General features: G+C 46.1%; 18 protein-coding genes and 1 riboswitch. Of the genes, 6 read left to right on the top strand and 12 right to left on the bottom strand.

The genetic code is table 11. From position 1 onward, the window contains the following. The first annotated feature begins 58 nt into the window (after positions 1-58). From L1D31_RS20700 to L1D31_RS20690, 3 genes are all read left to right on the top strand, one after another. Positions 59-2638 (top strand): TRAP transporter permease, encoded by a 2580-nt coding sequence (locus L1D31_RS20700; RefSeq protein ID WP_239838878.1) that lies wholly within the window; start codon positions 59-61, stop codon positions 2636-2638. Between the two features lie 129 nt (positions 2639-2767). Continuing rightward, a complete protein-coding gene (locus L1D31_RS20695) occupies positions 2768-3205 on the top strand; it encodes a universal stress protein (RefSeq protein WP_239838877.1) in 438 nt (145 codons plus the stop codon). Positions 3206-3349: 144 nt separating this feature from the next. Continuing rightward, positions 3350-3742, top strand: a complete 393-nt coding sequence (locus tag L1D31_RS20690) for a DUF2061 domain-containing protein (RefSeq protein WP_239838876.1) — start codon at positions 3350-3352, stop codon at positions 3740-3742. A gap of 4 nt (positions 3743-3746) precedes the next feature. Here the strand turns inward: L1D31_RS20690 and L1D31_RS20685 are convergent, their stop codons facing one another. Both L1D31_RS20685 and rraB read right to left on the bottom strand, forming a co-directional pair. Then, positions 3747-4547 carry a hypothetical protein gene (locus L1D31_RS20685; protein WP_239838875.1) on the bottom strand — a complete coding sequence of 267 codons (801 nt, stop codon included), beginning with the start codon at positions 4545-4547 and terminating at the stop codon, positions 3747-3749. A gap of 132 nt (positions 4548-4679) precedes the next feature. Next, entirely contained in the window at positions 4680-5093 is a 414-nt protein-coding gene (gene rraB, locus L1D31_RS20680) for a ribonuclease E inhibitor RraB (RefSeq protein ID WP_239838874.1), read from the bottom strand. 565 nt (positions 5094-5658) lie between these two features. On the opposite strand from rraB, the gene arcA reads away from it, so the two are divergent. After that, positions 5659-6879 carry an arginine deiminase gene (gene arcA / locus L1D31_RS20675; RefSeq protein WP_239838873.1) on the top strand — a complete coding sequence of 407 codons (1221 nt, stop codon included), beginning with the start codon at positions 5659-5661 and terminating at the stop codon, positions 6877-6879. A gap of 60 nt (positions 6880-6939) precedes the next feature. Here arcA and L1D31_RS20670 read toward each other — a convergent pair whose 3' ends face one another. Further along, positions 6940-8061: an alanine--glyoxylate aminotransferase family protein gene (locus tag L1D31_RS20670; RefSeq protein ID WP_239838872.1), complete on the bottom strand. Its 1122-nt coding sequence runs from the start codon at positions 8059-8061 to the stop codon at positions 6940-6942. 219 nt (positions 8062-8280) lie between these two features. Further along, a riboswitch (Lysine riboswitch) is annotated at positions 8281-8458 on the top strand. A 90-nt stretch (positions 8459-8548) separates the two neighbouring features. Between L1D31_RS20670 and lysC the strand changes: the two genes are divergently transcribed. Next, on the top strand, positions 8549-9901 hold the full coding sequence (gene lysC / locus L1D31_RS20665) for a lysine-sensitive aspartokinase 3 (RefSeq protein WP_239838871.1): 1353 nt from the start codon (positions 8549-8551) through the stop codon (positions 9899-9901). Positions 9902-9977: 76 nt separating this feature from the next. On the opposite strand, the gene pmbA is transcribed toward lysC, so the two are convergent. Beyond that, positions 9978-11321, bottom strand: a complete 1344-nt coding sequence (gene pmbA, locus L1D31_RS20660; RefSeq protein WP_239838870.1) for a metalloprotease PmbA — start codon at positions 11319-11321, stop codon at positions 9978-9980. A gap of 108 nt (positions 11322-11429) precedes the next feature. Between pmbA and yjgA the strand changes: the two genes are divergently transcribed. After that, positions 11430-11957: a ribosome biogenesis factor YjgA gene (gene yjgA, locus L1D31_RS20655; protein ID WP_239838869.1), complete on the top strand. Its 528-nt coding sequence runs from the start codon at positions 11430-11432 to the stop codon at positions 11955-11957. Positions 11958-12042: 85 nt separating this feature from the next. Here the strand turns inward: yjgA and L1D31_RS20650 are convergent, their stop codons facing one another. From L1D31_RS20650 to mlaF, 8 genes are all read right to left on the bottom strand, one after another. Beyond that, positions 12043-12783, bottom strand: a complete 741-nt coding sequence (locus tag L1D31_RS20650; RefSeq protein ID WP_239838868.1) for a 1-acylglycerol-3-phosphate O-acyltransferase — start codon at positions 12781-12783, stop codon at positions 12043-12045. Positions 12784-12895: 112 nt separating this feature from the next. After that, a complete protein-coding gene (murA, locus tag L1D31_RS20645) occupies positions 12896-14161 on the bottom strand; it encodes a UDP-N-acetylglucosamine 1-carboxyvinyltransferase (RefSeq protein ID WP_239838914.1) in 1266 nt (421 codons plus the stop codon). 9 nt (positions 14162-14170) lie between these two features. Further along, the gene (gene ibaG, locus L1D31_RS20640; protein ID WP_239838867.1) at positions 14171-14425 is read right to left on the bottom strand and encodes a BolA family iron metabolism protein IbaG; all 255 of its coding nucleotides are present in this window, start codon (positions 14423-14425) and stop codon (positions 14171-14173) included. 13 nt (positions 14426-14438) lie between these two features. Continuing rightward, the gene (locus L1D31_RS20635) at positions 14439-14747 is read right to left on the bottom strand and encodes a lipid asymmetry maintenance protein MlaB (protein ID WP_239838866.1); all 309 of its coding nucleotides are present in this window, start codon (positions 14745-14747) and stop codon (positions 14439-14441) included. Next, complete coding sequence (mlaC, locus tag L1D31_RS20630) at positions 14744-15385, bottom strand: phospholipid-binding protein MlaC (RefSeq protein WP_239838865.1); 642 nt, start codon at positions 15383-15385, stop codon at positions 14744-14746. Before mlaC ends, L1D31_RS20635 begins: the two co-directional genes overlap by 4 nt. Positions 15386-15387: 2 nt before the next feature. After that, a complete protein-coding gene (gene mlaD / locus L1D31_RS20625; protein ID WP_239838864.1) occupies positions 15388-15879 on the bottom strand; it encodes an outer membrane lipid asymmetry maintenance protein MlaD in 492 nt (163 codons plus the stop codon). Positions 15880-15881: 2 nt separating this feature from the next. Beyond that, complete coding sequence (gene mlaE / locus L1D31_RS20620; protein WP_239838863.1) at positions 15882-16673, bottom strand: lipid asymmetry maintenance ABC transporter permease subunit MlaE; 792 nt, start codon at positions 16671-16673, stop codon at positions 15882-15884. After that, positions 16673-17467, bottom strand: a complete 795-nt coding sequence (gene mlaF, locus L1D31_RS20615) for a phospholipid ABC transporter ATP-binding protein MlaF (protein WP_239838862.1) — start codon at positions 17465-17467, stop codon at positions 16673-16675. Before mlaF ends, mlaE begins: the two co-directional genes overlap by 1 nt. Positions 17468-17685 lie beyond the last annotated feature (218 nt).

Raw genomic sequence — 17685 nt, 5'->3', positions numbered from 1 at the left:
CAAAGTCAGGTTCTGACAATCATAAAAGACAAGGCCATTTATAATAAGGATTAAGTACATGTCGAAGACAACATCTCCGTCTCAAGATGTGCAAGAAATGGTAGCTCAAGCCGATACCGGTGCCCGTGCTCCACTGGGGATCCCAGGACGTATCTTATGGTTTGTGCCACTATGTTGGTCACTGTTCCAACTTTGGTACGCATCCCCTCTGCCGTTCATTTTTGACTTTGGCGTACTCAACGATACGGAAGCACGCTCAATACATCTGATGTTTGCCGTGTTCTTGGCGTTTACAGCCTACCCCGCTCTCAAGAGCTCTCCTCGTGATAAAATTCCCGCTTTGGACTGGTTATTAGCCTTAGCAGGTAGCTTCTCCGCTGCGTATATCTATATCTTCTACACTGAGCTGGCTGGTCGTTCCGGCGCTCCTACAACATTAGATATTGTTGTTGCTGTGACTGGTATGGTATTACTCCTCGAAGCAACTCGTCGTGCACTAGGTCCACCATTGATGGTCGTAGCAGCCGTATTCTTACTGTATACGTTTGGCGGCCCATACATGCCAGACGTGATTGCTCACAAAGGGGCTAGCCTGAACAAAGCGATGTCTCACCTGTGGTTAACGACCGAAGGTGTGTTTGGTGTTGCTCTGGGAGTTTCAACCTCATTCGTTTTCCTGTTTGTACTCTTCGGCGCAATGCTAGAACGTGCAGGCGCTGGCGCTTATTTCATTAAAGTCGCTTTCTCTTTACTCGGTCACATGAAAGGCGGCCCAGCAAAAGCAGCAGTTGTCGCTTCAGGCCTTTCAGGCTTAGTTTCTGGCTCTTCTATTGCCAACGTCGTAACGACGGGTACTTTTACTATCCCATTGATGAAGCGTGTTGGCTTCCCAGGAACGAAAGCGGGTGCGGTAGAAGTCGCCGCTTCAACCAATGGTCAGCTAACACCACCAATCATGGGTGCTGCGGCGTTCCTTATGGTCGAGTACGTTGGAATCTCTTACGTCGAAGTCATCAAAGCAGCGATCCTTCCTGCTCTGATTTCTTACATCGCACTGATTTACATCGTTCACCTAGAAGCATGTAAAGCAGGCATGACTGGTCTTCCTCGCCGCCACAACCCAACATTGCTGGCTAGCTTGTTATCTTTCACAGGCACGATTCTTGGCCTATGTGTGATTAGCGCTGCCGTTTATTACGGTGTTGGCTGGACGAAAGACGTCTTCGGTGATGCCGCCACCCCTATCGTCACCGTGGCATTGCTGCTCTCTTACATCGGTCTGGTCAGCGTCTCGGCTAGATACGCCAAAGAAGGCGCCATTGAGATTGATGCTGAGCTCACTGAAGTACCAGATCCGGGTCCAACGATAAAATCTGGCTTGCACTACCTACTTCCAATCGTGGTACTTGTGTGGTGTCTGACAGTTGAACGTTTCTCTCCAGGTCTATCAGCCTTTTGGGCAACGGTATTCATGATCTTCATCTTAATTACTCAGCGTCCTTTAATGGCTGTACTGTCTAAGCAAGGTGCCATTGCCGAACAGACCAAAGAAGGCTTTATCGACTTGCTTGAGAGTTTAGTGTCTGGTGCTCGTAACATGATTGGTATCGGTGTTGCTACCGCAGCAGCGGGCACAGTTGTCGGGGTAGTCACTCTGACAGGTATCGGTCTCGTGATGACGGATTTCGTTGAATTCATTTCCGGCGGTAACATCATACTGATGCTGCTGTTTACTGCGGTCATCAGCCTCATTTTGGGTATGGGCCTGCCAACAACAGCAAACTACATCGTAGTATCGACCTTGATGGCACCAGTTATCGTTACCCTTGGTGCACAAAGCGGTTTGATCATCCCACTGATTGCCGTTCACTTGTTTGTGTTCTATTTCGGCATCCTTGCGGATGATACACCTCCGGTTGGTTTGGCTGCCTTCGCAGCGGCGGCTATCGCGAAATCAGATCCCATTCGCACGGGTATTCAAGGCTTCACCTACGATATTCGTACTGCAATCTTGCCATTTATGTTCATCTTCAACACTCAACTTCTTTTGATGGGTATCGATAGTTGGTGGCATTTGTTGCTCACGATCATATCTTCCGTCATCGCAATGCTGATATTCTCTGCTGCGACGCAAGGCTGGTGGTTTACTAAGAACAAGTGGTGGGAAACCGTCCTACTCTTGGCTCTGACCTTTACTTTCTTCCGCCCGGGCTTCTGGTGGGATCAAATTTATCCAGCCAAAGTACTTCACCCAGGTACAGAGATCGCGCAAATCACTGAACAGCTGCCTGTTGGTCAGGACATTGAGCTTCTCGTTGCCGGTGAAAATCTTGAAGGTGATTTCATCTCGAAAACAGTTCGTCTGCCATTCGATGACAGTGCGAAATCAGCGGAGGATCGTATTGCGTCGATGGGGCTAATGCTCAATAACGCCAACGGCCGTATGTTAGTCGACATGGTCGAATTTGGCAGCCCTGCAGAAGCTGCTGGTGTTGATTTCGACTGGGAAATTCGCTCTGTTGTCGTTGTCGCCGATCGACCAATGAAAGAGTGGGTTTTCGTACCAGCACTGCTACTCCTTATTGGCTTGGGCATGAACCAGCAGAGACGAGCTCGAAAGGAACAATTGAGCGCGTAACTTAGTCAGCCTCACTCCACTGAGGGGAGTGGGGCTACACTTATACCAAACACATTAGTGGATTTGGTATCTACTAAGGATGCAATGACTTGGCCTCGTTGGAGGCTAAGCTTAAAAAGAGAGCTATCGATGTATAAGCAAATTCTTGTTCCTGTCGATCTGAACGACAAAGGTTTTTCTGATAAAGCACTTGAACTGGCTGTCTGGCATGCCAAGTACTCCAAGGCTCAAGTTCATCTTCTGAACGTATTACCAGGTATTCACATGTCTATGGTTGCGACCTATTTTCCAAAGGATGCCGCAACGAAAATGAAAAATGACGTTGAAAAACAGTTGAAACAGTTCGCAGTCCAGCATATTCCAGAAGAAGTCGTTTATAAAACACATGTAGCTGAAGGCAAAGCATACGCCACGATTCTCGACTACGCGGAAAAGCTCGGTGCAGACCTGATTGTAATGCCAAGCCATAAGCGTTCTAAACTGGATAAGGTAGTATTAGGTTCCGTCGCCAGTAAAGTGGTTCAGAACTCCCCTATCAATGTTTTGGTGGTCAAACCGCACGGCTAAGTTAACTGAATAAAGACAAAAGGCGCTCAATTGAGCGCCTTTTTTAATAGTTATTAACGATTGATATTATAGTTTCAATCGAGTTCATTTAATGAAAATAATTATCAATAATGATCCTATCAACACCAAAGACTGGATCACATCATGAAAAAGACACTCACTTTTGCCGCTCTTCATTTCACTATCGCGTTCACTGTCGCGTATCTAATGACGGGGGATATCTTGATCGGCAGTTTAATTGCCATGATCGAGCCTATGGTGAATACTGTTGCGTTTTATTTTCATGAACGAGTCTGGCACACCTCATCTCGCTTAAAAAAGCATCAGAGTGCTACCACGCTGAAGACCACCAGCTTTGCTGTTGTACACTTCAGCGTTGCCTTCAGTGTAGCTTATCTTTTAACAGGGAGCTGGTTAGTCGGAGGAGTCATGGCAACGATAGAACCAAGTATTAACACGCTTGCCTATTACTTCCATGAGCGAGTCTGGCAGCACAGACAAACTTCTCTGTTTTCACAGCACATAGCCCGCGCTTGAAAGACTAAATTGGAAAATGCGTCACGCAGAGGTCTTCACTCAGGCCAATATTAAATTTTTGGCATTGGCCATCGAGCATCACTTCCAATTGATAAAGCTCTCCAGGATCAGGTTGGCTTGCGTTGAAATAAATCGGAGCTTCTACCTGAAATAAGGCGCTGACATGATCATTTCTCACATCAATGGGGAGATGATACGTCATACCATTAAATTTCACAGATGCAGAAACCAACCCAGACGCATAAGTTTTGTAGTGCAGATCTACCATAAATTCACAGCCTCCTCCATGGTGCCATATCTGCTCAGTCACAACATGTTCGAGCCGTACGTGGCGAATAAACTGTAAATAGGGCTCTTTCCAAATCCCCATTCGAGAGTCAAACTTCTGGTAGGTTTGTGCCCCTAAGGGGCAAAGTTCTAAACTGTCTTCCTCAAATAACAGCCCCTCTTCCTCTTCGAGAAATAATATCTCAAACCGATTCCGACCAAGCTGCATATAAGGTCGAATATCTTTCTTATATTCTGCTTGCGAGCCATCACAATCAAACAGCGCGACGCCATTGAGTCGAACTTCCGCATGATAATCCACTCCTCCCAACACCAGATCCACAGCGGGGAAAGCCATCATGGCTTCATCAACCTCAATATCATGCATCAAGTGCCACTCCTGCTCTGCAATGGCAGCTTCCGAAAGAAGGTCTGGGAGTTTAGCACTTAATGGAGCGGGAAAAGTGATGTCATCCTGAGGAATCGAGAAGTTCGTTAACGGCGAAATTTGCCATAAACCTGCGAGTGATAGCTGCATGTTTCCCTTATAAATTGCGCTAGATCAAGTTTGGGTGATTATAAAGAATCAATATAGTGAAATATACCTAAGTACTCTCGAATTTAGGTACAAAAAAACCAGCCTCACGCTGGTTTTTCTTATGACGAGAGATTACTCGTCATCTCCGTCTTCTTCAGGGTATAAGGCATCTTCACCTTCATAATAAGTGCCCCACCCGTCATAGATGATGTCGTATTTCTCAGCAAGGTGAATCAGCTTCTCTACTTGAGCATCAATAGCCTCAGCATCAAGTGCCGATTCCATCGTTGCGTCGCAGCACAACAATTTATTACCGTCTTCATCTTCTGTTTCTTCAGCTTCTAATACTTCGAAGCCCATCTTGAATGCCTCTACCACGGCTTTTTCCAGTGTATCGAAGTCTTCAGCAAACAGGTGGTGCTCAATTTCATACAATGCATCTGGATCACTGCCATCTTCACGCAAGGCTTGAATGATATCGCGAGTCTCTTCCTTTTGAATCTCAATTAATTCTTCAACAGATAGATATTCGTCTTCATGAGACATAAGTCAGCTCCAGATAGTGACAACATTGATCGTAATTTACCGCAACGGAATATCGCATGGATCCAGCGAAATTACTAGCCGCAATCCATGAAGATCCTCACCTTAAGTGGTAAACTGATTTAAGATCGCAAATGATCAAGTTCACAAGATGGGAAAATTAACATTTTTTTATCATCGGAGAGATTCAGAATTATCTGCCGCGCTGACTGCCTAGCGACAACCTGAAAGATTGAGTTTTTATTTTTCATCTCTGCATATCTTCAGAGTGGCAATAACTGCATAGAAATATATCTTCAAACCAAGTTATATCGTAGTTGTGAATAGCTATGCTGAATTGTGTTTTTTTCTCTCAAGTTCATCAATGTCATAAGGCGCATAGTAACGCATTGGTTCGCCGATCTAATCCACCCCATATCTTTAGATAAAAACCACAAAAAAAACCGAGTTAATAAAATTAAAAACCACAAAAATAATAAAAAGCAGTTATTGAAACCAACATTATCACTTGCATCTTGATAACAACCTTGTCATAAATACGCACTGGATATTATTGTAAGGATGCAAAATGAGTAAGTTGTACGTAGGCTCAGAAGTAGGCCAGTTAAGACGTGTATTGTTAGCTCGACCAGAACGAGCACTAACCCACCTTACCCCTTCAAACTGCCATGAGCTACTGTTTGACGATGTTCTTGCTGTCGAAGCTGCAGGTGAAGAACATGATCAGTTTGCACAAACACTGACAAATCAAGGTGTCGAAGTTCTGCTTCTTCACGACCTATTAGTCGAAACTTTGGCTGTAAAAGAAGCCAAAGAGTGGCTACTTGATACGCAAATTTCTGATTTCCGTTATGGTCCGACATTCGCTCGTGATCTTCGCCATTATCTGTCTGATATGGATAATGAGCACCTAGCAACTGTGTTGCTCGGCGGTTTAGCATATTCGGAATTACCAATCCAATCCTCTTCGATGCTACCAAGAATGCATCGACCGCTAGACTTTGTGATTGAACCTCTGCCCAATCATCTTTTCACCCGAGACACTTCATGTTGGGTCTACGGCGGTGTGTCACTCAATCCTATGATGAAACCCGCTCGTCAGCGTGAAACCAACCACTTACGTGCCATTTATCGCTGGCACCCAGTCTTTGCAGGGCAAGACTTCATCAAATACTTTGGTGATGAAGATCTACACTATGACAATGCCAATATCGAAGGTGGAGACGTACTGGTGATCGGTAAAGGTGCAGTCCTAGTGGGAATGTCTGAGCGTACTACAGCGCAAGGTGTAGAAAACCTCGCAGCCAACCTGTTCAAAAACGGTCAGGCGAAAGAAGTTATTGCCATTGACCTGCCCAAGCACCGTTCATGCATGCACTTAGATACCGTCATGACGCACATGGATGTGGACACTTTCTCGGTTTATCCAGAGATCATGCGTAAAGATTTGGATACTTGGCGTCTGACGCCGAAAGGTGACAATGAGATGAAGGTAGAGCAGGTACCTAGCTATACGCATGCTATCGAAGAAGCGCTGGGGGTTGATTACCTAAAGATCATCACAACTGGCGGTGACAACTACGAAGCTGAGCGAGAGCAGTGGAACGATGCGAATAACGTCTTGACGGTTAAGCCTGGCGTGGTTATCGGTTATGAGCGTAACGTTTACACCAACGAGAAGTACGACAAAGCAGGTATCGAAGTCCTGACCATTCCGGGTAATGAACTTGGCCGCGGTCGCGGTGGTGCTCGTTGTATGAGCTGCCCGATTGAGCGTGACGATATTTAGAGCCGAGAGAAACTAAAAAGGGTTGATGTCAAAACATCAACCCTTTTATTGTTTAAGCAGTTACTGCGTTAATGACTCTTCCAGTGCTCTCAAACTGAGTGCAACATTTTCAGCTCGGGCACCGTAGCCCATAATACCGATACGCCATGCCTTACCCGCTAATGCCCCTAAACCTGCACCAATTTCGAGATTGTAGTTTTCCAGTAAATGGTTGCGAACCCCTGCATCATCAACGCCTTGAGGAATGTAGACCGCATTGAGCTGAGGCAAACGTGATTCTGCTTCTACAACGAACTCAAAACCTAACTTTTCGAGACCCAACTTCAGCTTTTCATGCATATCACTATGACGCTGCCAAGCATTCTCTAGCCCTTCATTTTTAAGGATTAATAGAGACTCATGCAGTGCATAAAGGCTGTTTACTGGCGCTGTATGATGGTAACTACGCTTGCCTTCCCCACTCCAATAGCCCAGCACTAAACTCTGATCTAAGAACCAACTCTGGACAGGAGTTTTACGTGCCTGAATCTTTTCAATGGCAAGAGGAGAAAAGGTAACTGGTGATAAGCCAGGGACACAAGATAGACATTTCTGGCTGCCTGAATACACCGCATCTAGCTGCCATTCATCGACTTTAAGCGGTACACCACCTAAAGAGGTCACGGCATCAACAATTGTTAGCACACCGTGATCTTTTGCAAGTTTACCTAGTGCTTCAGCATCGCTGCATGCGCCTGTCGATGTTTCTGCGTGAACGAATGACAGGATCTTCGCATCTGGATTCTCTTTCAGCGCTTGCTCAACTTTATCGACCGAGACAGGAGTACCCCACTCATCATCAACCACCACAGCAACACCGCCCGCTCGAACTACATTTTCGCGCATACGCTCGCCAAAAACGCCATTGCGACAAACGATCACCTTCTCACCCGGTTCAATCAGGTTAACAAAACAAGTTTCCATACCTGCACTACCCGGTGCTGAAACCGCAATAGTGAATTCATTTTCAGTCTGAAAGGCGTACTTAAGTAGCTGTTTTAACTCATCCATCATCTTGATAAATAGCGGGTCAAGGTGGCCCACTGTTGGACGACTCAAAGCCTGTAGAACTTGAGGAGAAATATCCGAAGGACCTGGGCCCATAAGAATACGATGAGGGGGAATAAAGCTTTGAATAGTCATTGTTCGCTCCTTGAAACTGATCTGCTCTTTATTGATTTGTCTTTACATTAAAACAAATCACTACATGCGGCAATTGACCATAAGAGCTCAGGTCAAACCACTGTCACAAGTTTGTTAATTCACAAGGGGAAGAAAGAATCAATTTCCCATTGACAAAGGTCACATAAAAACGTTCAATGCAGAATATATGGTGAATTTTTATGCCGCCATATACATGCATTTTGCAGAAGAGGAGCACTACCCAGGTAGGTGTTTTGTGGAGCCACAACTCCAATACAAATCACTGAGGGGGAGTAGTGCCGAGGTAGATCAACGTTGTGGTTTTGATCTGTCGGTTGACTTGGGTTGACTCCCATCAACTGTCATCAGCTCCGTCTGATGAAGAGCTTCTGAGGTAAACCTTACACAATAAAACCTCTCAATACGCTCATTCTCTCTTCAAGCAAGGATTACTAATTTACTTTCAGGAAGTTGTGGGAGAAATGCCGTGGGCAATTTTAACGTTGCTAAATTTGGTGGAACCAGTGTCGCTAACTTTGAAGCCATGAGTCGCTGTGCTGCGATCATTGAGCAAAACCCAAACACAAAGTTAGTCGTCAGCAGTGCCTGTTCAGGCGTGACAAACTTATTAGTCGAACTCGCGAATGGAGTTCAAGATCAGACAGAGCGCAGTGCGATTCTAACCAAACTCGCCAGTATTCATGATGCGGTACTCAATCAACTAGAAGATGCAACTCAAGCAGCCAGCGAGGTCTACTCTATTCTAGATACCGTCACAAGTTTGGCAGAAGCTGCCTCGATTCAGTCAAGTACTAAGCTGACGGATCACCTTGTCGCCTGTGGTGAACTGATGTCTACACACCTGTTGGCCCAGTTAATGAGGGAACGTGGTATCAATGCGGTACGCTTTGATATTCGTGACGTACTACGCACAGATGATAATTTTGGTAAAGCAGAACCGGAACTGGCCACTATTCGTCAACAAGCGCAAGCATTACTTATCCCGTTATGCCAACAACAGGTTGTGGTAACTCAAGGTTTTATTGGTGCCGATGCTGAGGGTAATACCACGACACTGGGTCGGGGCGGCAGCGATTACAGTGCCGCACTTATTGCAGAAGCAGTTGAAGCGCAAGGACTTGAGATTTGGACCGATGTACCAGGCATTTACACAACCGATCCACGTATTGCACCAAAAGCATCTCCTATCTCTGAGATCAGCTTCAGTGAAGCCTCTGAAATGGCCAATTTTGGCGCCAAGATCCTTCACCCTTCGACGCTAATCCCTGCTCTTCGCCATGATATTCCGGTCTTTGTCGGTTCATCAAAGCAACCCGAAAAAGGCGGAACTTGGATTCGCCATCAAGTCGAGAGCTCACCTCTCTTCCGTGCTCTGGCTTTACGATGCAACCAGACCATGGTGACGTTGCGCAGCGCTCAGATGTTCCACGCTTACGGCTTCCTTGCCAAAGTATTTGAAATTCTGGCGAAGCACAAGATTTCGGTAGATTTGATTACCACTTCAGAGATCAGTGTCAGTCTAACGCTTGACCAAACTGACACATCTGGTGGTGCTCCTCAGTTACCTGAAGCTGCACGTCTTGAGCTGGAAGAGCTGTGTACGGTTGAAGTAGAGCATAACCTGTGTCTGGTCGCGCTGATTGGCAACAATATGAGTGAGAGCAAAGGTTATGCAAAACAGGTATTTGGCACATTAGAAGAGTTTAACTTGAGAATGATCTGCTACGGCGCAAGCCCTCACAACCTGTGTTTCTTAGTTGATGAGTCAGACGCAAAGCTAGCGATTCAGAAGCTGCACACTGAATTGTTTGAGAAGTAATAATAGAGCAGAGAACAAAAAAGGTTGGCGCTAAAACGCCAACCCTTTCAAGTTAGATTAGTACGGAAAGCGGCTGCTACTCACCCGCTACTTTCATAGATTCAATCAGAATCGAACCCGTCTGGATTTGTGAGCGGGTTTCAACATCATTACCAACCGCGACAATCTGATTAAACATATCTTTCAGGTTGCTGGCGATTGTCACTTCAGAAACAGGATATTGGATTTGACCATTCTCTACCCAGAAGCCTGCCGCTCCTCGTGAGTAATCACCGGTGACGATATTCACGCCCTGCCCCATCACTTCGGTGACAAGGAAGCCCGTTCCCAGTTCTTTAAGCATCTGCTCAAAGTCTTGCCCCGTCGATTGAACGAACCAGTTATGAATACCACCAGCGTGACCCGTTGGCGCCATATCCATTTTACGCGCGGCATAGCTGGTTAATAGGTATGTCGCGAGCACCCCATCGGTAATGATTTCACGATCTTGTGTTGTAACCCCTTCGCTATCAAATGGGCTCGACGCTAAACCGCGTAGCACATGAGGTTTTTCAGAAACATTAAACCAGTCTGGCAGTACCTGCTGACCGAGATGATCAAGTAAGAATGACGACTTGCGATACAGGTTACCGCCACTGATTGCCATCACCAGGTGTCCTAATAAACCCGTTGCTACATCGGCTGCGAACATCACAGGATATTTGCCTGTCTTGAGCTTTTGCGCATCAAGACGACTGATGGTTTTCTCCGCCGCTTTCAAGCCGACTGACTCAGGTGTCCAAAGGTCATCTTTATGGCGTGCTACTGTATAGCTGTAGTCACGCTCCATTACGCCACTTTCACCCTGCCCAATCACACAGCAACTAGTACTGTGGCGGCTGGAGGCATAGCTAGCAAGCAAACCGTGGCTGTTGCCATAGACCTTCAAGCCATAGTGGCTGTCGTAACTCGCACCATCGCTTTGTTTGATTTTGTCACTGAAGGATAACGCTTTTTGCTCAGCAGCAATCGCAATCTCTGCAGCATGATCTGGGTCAGGCGTATCAGGGTGAAACAAGTCAAGATCTGGAATATCTTGCACCATCAACTCTTTAGGAGCAGGGCCTGCGCATGGGTCTTCGGAAGTGTAGTGAGCAATATCCAATGCTGCCATCACCGTTTGTTGAATGGCTTTTTCACTGAGATCGGAGGTAGACGCACTGCCTTTGCGCTGACCTCGGTAAACGGTAATGCCTAGCGCGCCATCGCTGTTAAATTCAACGTTTTCCACTTCACACATGCGTGTTGATACACTCAGGCCTGTCGTCTTGGTGATCGCGACTTCAGCGCCATCGGATTTTTCCGCGGCCATTTCCAGTGCTTTCGCAACGGCGGCCTCAAGCTCAACACGTTGCTGAGCGACTTGCTGTCTTACGTCCATATCTTCTTCATGCTTAAGGTCTGATGTGCCTAGAATAACAAGAATTTCGCTTTCTCCCCATGATTCTTGTTAAAATAGAGAAATAGATGTTCAAATTAAGGCAGAAAGATGGCCAGAAAAAATCAGAAAGCGCCATGGGAAGAAGAAGAGGAAATCATTTGGGTCAGTAAAACCGAAATGAAACGTGACATGGAAGAGTTACAAAAACTGGGTGAGGAACTCGCCAGTCTTAAACCTTCGGTGTTAGAAAAGTTCCCGTTAAGTGAAGATCTTGCAGAAGCAATTAAAGACGCACAACGCTTTAAAAATGAAGCGCGTCGTCGTCAGTTGCAATATATTGGCAAGCTGATGCGCTTCGAAGATACAGAGCCGCTTCAAGCAGCGCTGGATAAGGTACGTAATAAACACTCACAAGCAACTGCTGCACTGCACAAGCTGGAACAGTTACGCGATCGTGTCGTTGGAGAAGGCGATGAGGCGATTGCAGACGTGATGGAGCTATACCCACAAGCGGATCGCCAGCGTTTACGCCAATTGGCGCGTCAGGCAGCAAAAGAGAAAAAAGCGGGTAAGCCAGCTAAAGCGTTCCGTGAAATCTTCCAAGTACTGAAAGAGCTCAACGACGAAGAACTTTAAGAACCAGCATACAGCCCATCGCATATAGTAAAAGAAAACGGCCCCAGCACGTTGACTGAGGCCGTTTCAGCAATTTTTAGCTCGGTTAGACTTTGATACCTGCTTGCTGATTGAGCATGGCAACTTCCTTATCTAGCGACTCCAGCTTGTCTTTCATCTGCTCTCGGCACAGCGTCGCAAGCTCACGGAGATTTTCTTTTCCATAACCTTCAGTACTAATTGGCGGTAACATCTCAACAATGACATGCCCGTTGTTCCAACGATTGAGCTTCAATCCATCCGTCGAACTACACACAATCGGAATAATCGGAAGTTTAGCGCCAATCGCAGCATGGAAAGCCCCCGTTTTAAAAGGCAATAAACCACGTCCACGTGAGCGCGTTCCTTCAGGAAACATCCAGACTGATACGTCACTTTGATTCATACTATCCACAACTTGATCAATCGTCCCTTTCGCTTTAGAGCGGTTAGCACGATCAATCAGAATATTACCTGTCAGCCAGTAAAGCTGACCAAACAGGGGCATCCACGCTAAGCTCTTTTTACCTACCGTGACGACTTTTGGCGTCACTGCAGAAGAAACGGTAAACAAATCCCAGTTGTTCTGGTGGTTAGCAATATAAATATGCTGTCCGCGTTTGTATGCGTCTTCAGGTAAACGCAACTCAAGTGTAATGCCGAAAACACGCGACATCTTGCCGAACAAGCGTCCAAAGGTGAAGACATGTTTCGGGTTACGTGGGCTCAATAAACAGTAGCCACAACCGAACACAAACATCACGATTGCAAAAATCGCGACAGCGAATACACGTAGTAGTGCAATCATTGGTTGTTCTCCAAGAACAAAATAGTCATTAAAATTTGCCCATGACTCTAACTTATCTAGCGCCCATAAAAAAGCCGAAACTCTCGTTTCGGCTTACAAATGTTAGCTGAGGTTAGTGAGAGTCACGAAAACGCTCTATATTGGCCCCAAGCGCCGACAATTTATCTTCAATTTTATCGTAGCCACGATCGATGTGATAAATACGATCAACAATCGTCTCACCGTTTGCAATACAGCCTGCGATCACCAAGCTCGCAGAAGCACGTAAGTCAGTAGCCATCACCTGCGCGCCGCTGAGTTCTTCGACATCACCACAAATCACAGTGTTGCCTTCAATTTCAGCTTTAGCGCCCATACGCATTAATTCAGGTACATGCATAAAGCGATTTTCAAAGATGGTCTCGGTAATAACACCGCCACCTTTGGCCATCAAGTTAAGCAGAGTGAACTGAGCCTGCATATCCGTAGGAAAGCCTGGGTGTGGCGCCGTGCGGACAGTCACCGCTTTCAGCTCGCGATCTGTCATGTCAACGGAAATCCAGTCTTCACCCGTTTCGACTTTCGCCCCAGCCTCTTCAAGCTTGGACAATACCGCTTCTAACAGTTGGGCTTTAGTGTTACGACAAACGACTTTACCACCAGATACCGCAGCGGCGACAAGGAAAGTGCCCGTCTCAATGCGATCAGCCACAACAGCATGCTGACCACCACCAAGGCGTTCAACCCCTTCAATAGTAATCGTATCGGTACCGGCACCAGAAATCTTAGCACCAAGCTTATTCAGGAATTCCGCCGTATCGACAATTTCAGGCTCACGGGCTGCATTGTCGAGCACCGTTGTCCCTTCAGCCAAGGTAGCCGCACACATGATCGTAATAGTGGCACCAACACTCACCTTATCCATAACGATATGCGCACCTTTTAGGCGACCATCAACATTGGCTTTCACATAACCGTCTTCTAACGTGATCGTAGCGCCCAACTGCTCTAGGCCATGAATGTGCAGATCAACAGGGCGAGCTCCAATCGCACAACCACCAGGTAAAGAAACCTGACCTTGACCAAAACGTGCGACGAGAGGACCAAGAGCCCAGATAGATGCTCGCATTGTTTTCACCAAATCATATGGTGCGCAGTATTCATTGATACTGCTTGGGTCGACATGCACAGAACCATTGCGCTCTACTTTAGCCCCTAAACGCTTCAATAATTCCATCGTGGTGTCGATGTCACGCAAGTGAGGAACATTCGCCACTTCGACTGGCTCTTCCGCGAGGATTGATGCAAAAAGAATAGGCAGTGCTGCATTTTTAGCACCAGAGATCGTGACTTCGCCAACCAGAGGTTGCTTAGACCCTTTTACTCGAAACTTATCCATCATTAACCCTTACAGTGACATCAACTTCTTATCACGCGCCCACTCTTCTGGTGAGTAAGCTTTGATAGAAACGGCATGAATGTCATTTCTTTGGATATATTCCATCAATGGAGCGTAAATCAGTTGTTGCTTCTTAACGCGGCTCATTCCTTCGAAACTAGCATCAACAGCGACCACTTCATAATGGCTGCCTTCACCTTTAACATGTATTTCTTCCAGGTTAAGTGCTTGTTCTAAAATCTGTTGTACTTTTGCGCTATCCACAATTCACCCCTGTTTAATTCTTTAAATGCCCGTCGATCAACTCTTCGACGTTACTCAACTGAAATAAAGTTAGCAGTTGTTTCGGCACGAAGCTGAGCATTATATGACAGTTTTGCTTTTTTGCATGCTCTAATAGATGAATTAGCATCACCATACCCGCAGAATCGACTCTTTCGACCTTCTCTAAGCTCACTTCAACGTTAGAGCTATTAGGCTTCCAGTTATACAGAGAGCGCCATAAGAGAGGGACAGAGTCTCTATCCAGTACACCAGAAATTTGAAACTGGTCATCAGACAGAATTAGCCATTGCGAGGGAATCATTGTGATTTACTCTCAAAACGGATCGGCTGTGCGGCAAGGTCTTCGAGGTCTTTCGCGACAGCGAGAATGCCTTCCTGACGTAACTTGCTACTCCACTCAGATTGCTTACTTGATAATAAGCTGATGCCCTCTGCAATCATATCAAACGCCTTCCATTCACCACTCTTTTTGTCCTTACGTAGTTTGAACTCAAGCTTGATGTTTGGGCGGGGTGAGTCAATGATGTCAACTTTAACGCCAATAATACTTTTCTTAGAGCTAACGTTAGGCTCAGGGCCAAACTCAATTTCTTGGTTAGTGTATTGTGTCAACACTTGAGCATATGAACTCACCAGATAAGCGCGAAACGCCTCGATAAACTGACCGACATCCTCACGCTTTGCTCCTTTGAGATTAGGGCCTAATAACTTAAGTGCGGCATACTTTTCATTGACGTATGGCATCAACTCTTCTTCGACGATGACCTTGAGGTAATCAGGGTTCTGATGGATTTGCTCTTGCTCCGCCTTCAATCTCGCAAAGGCCTGCTCAGAGACCTGTTTCATCATCTGGTAAGGTTGGGTTTTATCTATTTGAGCCGCAGAAGCGCTAAACGACAAAGCAAACGCCAATAGAGTGAGTACTAACTTTTTCAACATAATTATTCCTCTTCCTTAGCCGAATCAGAACCACCAACGCTGTACAGCACCTGACCGATTAAATCTTCCAATACTAAGGCTGATTTGGTGTCTTCAATATAGTCACCCTCTACCAACATTTGCTCGTCATCAAAAACAAAGCCCGGCGTCAAACCAATGTATTGCTCACCAATCAAACCTGAAGTGAGAATCTTAACGCTGGAGGTTTCGGGAAATTGGTCATATTGACTGCTGATGGCCATAGTGACAACAGGCAGCAAGTTTTCAGTATTCAAACCAATATTCGTCACACGTCCAACCACAACACCACCGACCTTAACCGGTGAGCGAACTTTGAGGCTGCCGATGTTATCGAACTCTGCTTTCAGTGAGTAAGTATCATTTGAGCCTAACCCCTTTACGTCAGCGACTTGAAAAATCATCACCAAAATTGCGCAAATTCCAGCAAGGACAAAGCTGCCTACCCATAATTCAGTTTTTCTTGTTTGTTGCATACTTAGTTCCCAAACATCAATGCAGTCAGTACAAAGTCTAAGCCAAGTACCGCCAATGAAGAGTGTACGACGGTGCGTGTCGTTGCTCGGCTTATGCCTTCCGAAGTAGGAATAGCATCGTAGCCGTTAAACAGCGCAATCCATGTTACGGTTACAGCAAACACTAGGCTTTTAATCATGCTGTTACCAATATCCTGTCCTAGTTCAACAGACGCCTGCATAGCCGACCAGAAGCTACCATGGTCTATCCCTTTCCAATCAACCCCGACCAACTGCCCACCCCAGATGCCAACCGCCATGAAAATCATTGCTAGCATCGGCATTGAAATCACCCCTGCCCAGAAGCGTGGAGCAATCACTCTTTTAAGTGGATCGACAGCCATCATTTCCATGCTAGATAGTTGTTCGGTCGCTTTCATTAGGCCAATTTCAGCGGTGAGAGCTGAGCCCGCACGGCCTGCAAATAACAGTGCAGTCACGACAGGGCCTAATTCACGTAAGAGCGATAGAGCGACCATCTGCCCTAATGCCCCTTCCGCACCAAAATCGACAAGAATGACATAACCTTGCAGGCTCAATACCATGCCAATAAATAAGCCAGATAGAACAATGATGATCAAGGACTGAACACCAACGCTGTATAGTTGCTTCACTAACAACGGCAGATGCTGTATTGGACGAGGACGTGACACTAAAGCGCCAAACAGCATTAAACTGGCACGACCAAAAGACTCGCAGACACCCATAGCTCTGCGCCCTGTCGATGCGACAAAATTCGCGAAGTCAGACAACATCAGAATAGCTCCTTCGCAATAGGTTGAGCAGGATAACGGAACGGCACTGGGCCATCCGCCTCCCCTTTCAGAAACTGTTGGACTTGCGGATCGGGGTTATCACGCAATTCTTGTGGTGTTCCTTTGGCAATAACTTTGCCATTCGCCAGAATGTAGACCCAATCTGCAATGCTCATGACCTCTGGAACATCGTGAGAGACCACAACAGAAGTCACGCCTAACGCCTGGTTCAGGTTTCGTATCAACTCCACCAAGACGCCCATAGTTATGGGATCTTGCCCGACAAAGGGCTCATCATACATGATGAGTTGTGGGTCGAGAGCAATCGCACGAGCTAGTGCCGCTCGGCGAGCCATACCACCCGACAGTTCGCTGGGCATAAGCTGAGCAGCACCTCGCAACCCTACGGCCTCCAATTTCAGCAGTACGAGAGTATGAACAAACTCTTCACTTAATTCGGTATGTTCACGTATTGGGAAAGCGATGTTGTCAAAAACGTTGAGATCGGTGAACAAAGCTCCAGATTGAAACAACATGCTCATCTTTTTACGCTCTTTGTACAATTTTTTTCGGCTGAGAGTTGGGATATTCTTACCATCAAACCACACTTCCCCTTTTTCAGGGTAAAGCTGACCTCCAATGAGGCGTAGCAGTGTCGTCTTACCTATACCAGAAGGTCCCATAATAGCGGTAACCTTCCCTTTAGGGACATGCAAGCTAACATCATCAAATATCTTCCTTTTCCCGCGGGAAAAAGTCAGATTTTTAACGGTAACGAGATCGAGTGAGGACATGATGAACCCTGACTTTAGCGCTTAGAATGGGCAATCATAAGCACATTGAGTAAAAATTAAAAGCACTGTTCAATTAATTATGATTGACATTTTTATAATCGATGCCTGTTTCATTGTAGTCATAAATAAACGCCTTCAATTTAAATGGTTAACAATTAATTGCTTCCCTTTTAGTACCTAAACCGTCAAAATTAACGGTTAAATTTGTCCCGTTGAAC

The sequence above is a fragment of the Vibrio sp. Isolate23 genome (genome assembly GCF_022398095.1).
Classification (GTDB): domain Bacteria; phylum Pseudomonadota; class Gammaproteobacteria; order Enterobacterales; family Vibrionaceae; genus Vibrio; species Vibrio coralliilyticus_A.
Note: the sequence above shows the minus strand (reverse complement) of the source record. Positions and strands in the feature narration are given on the sequence as shown.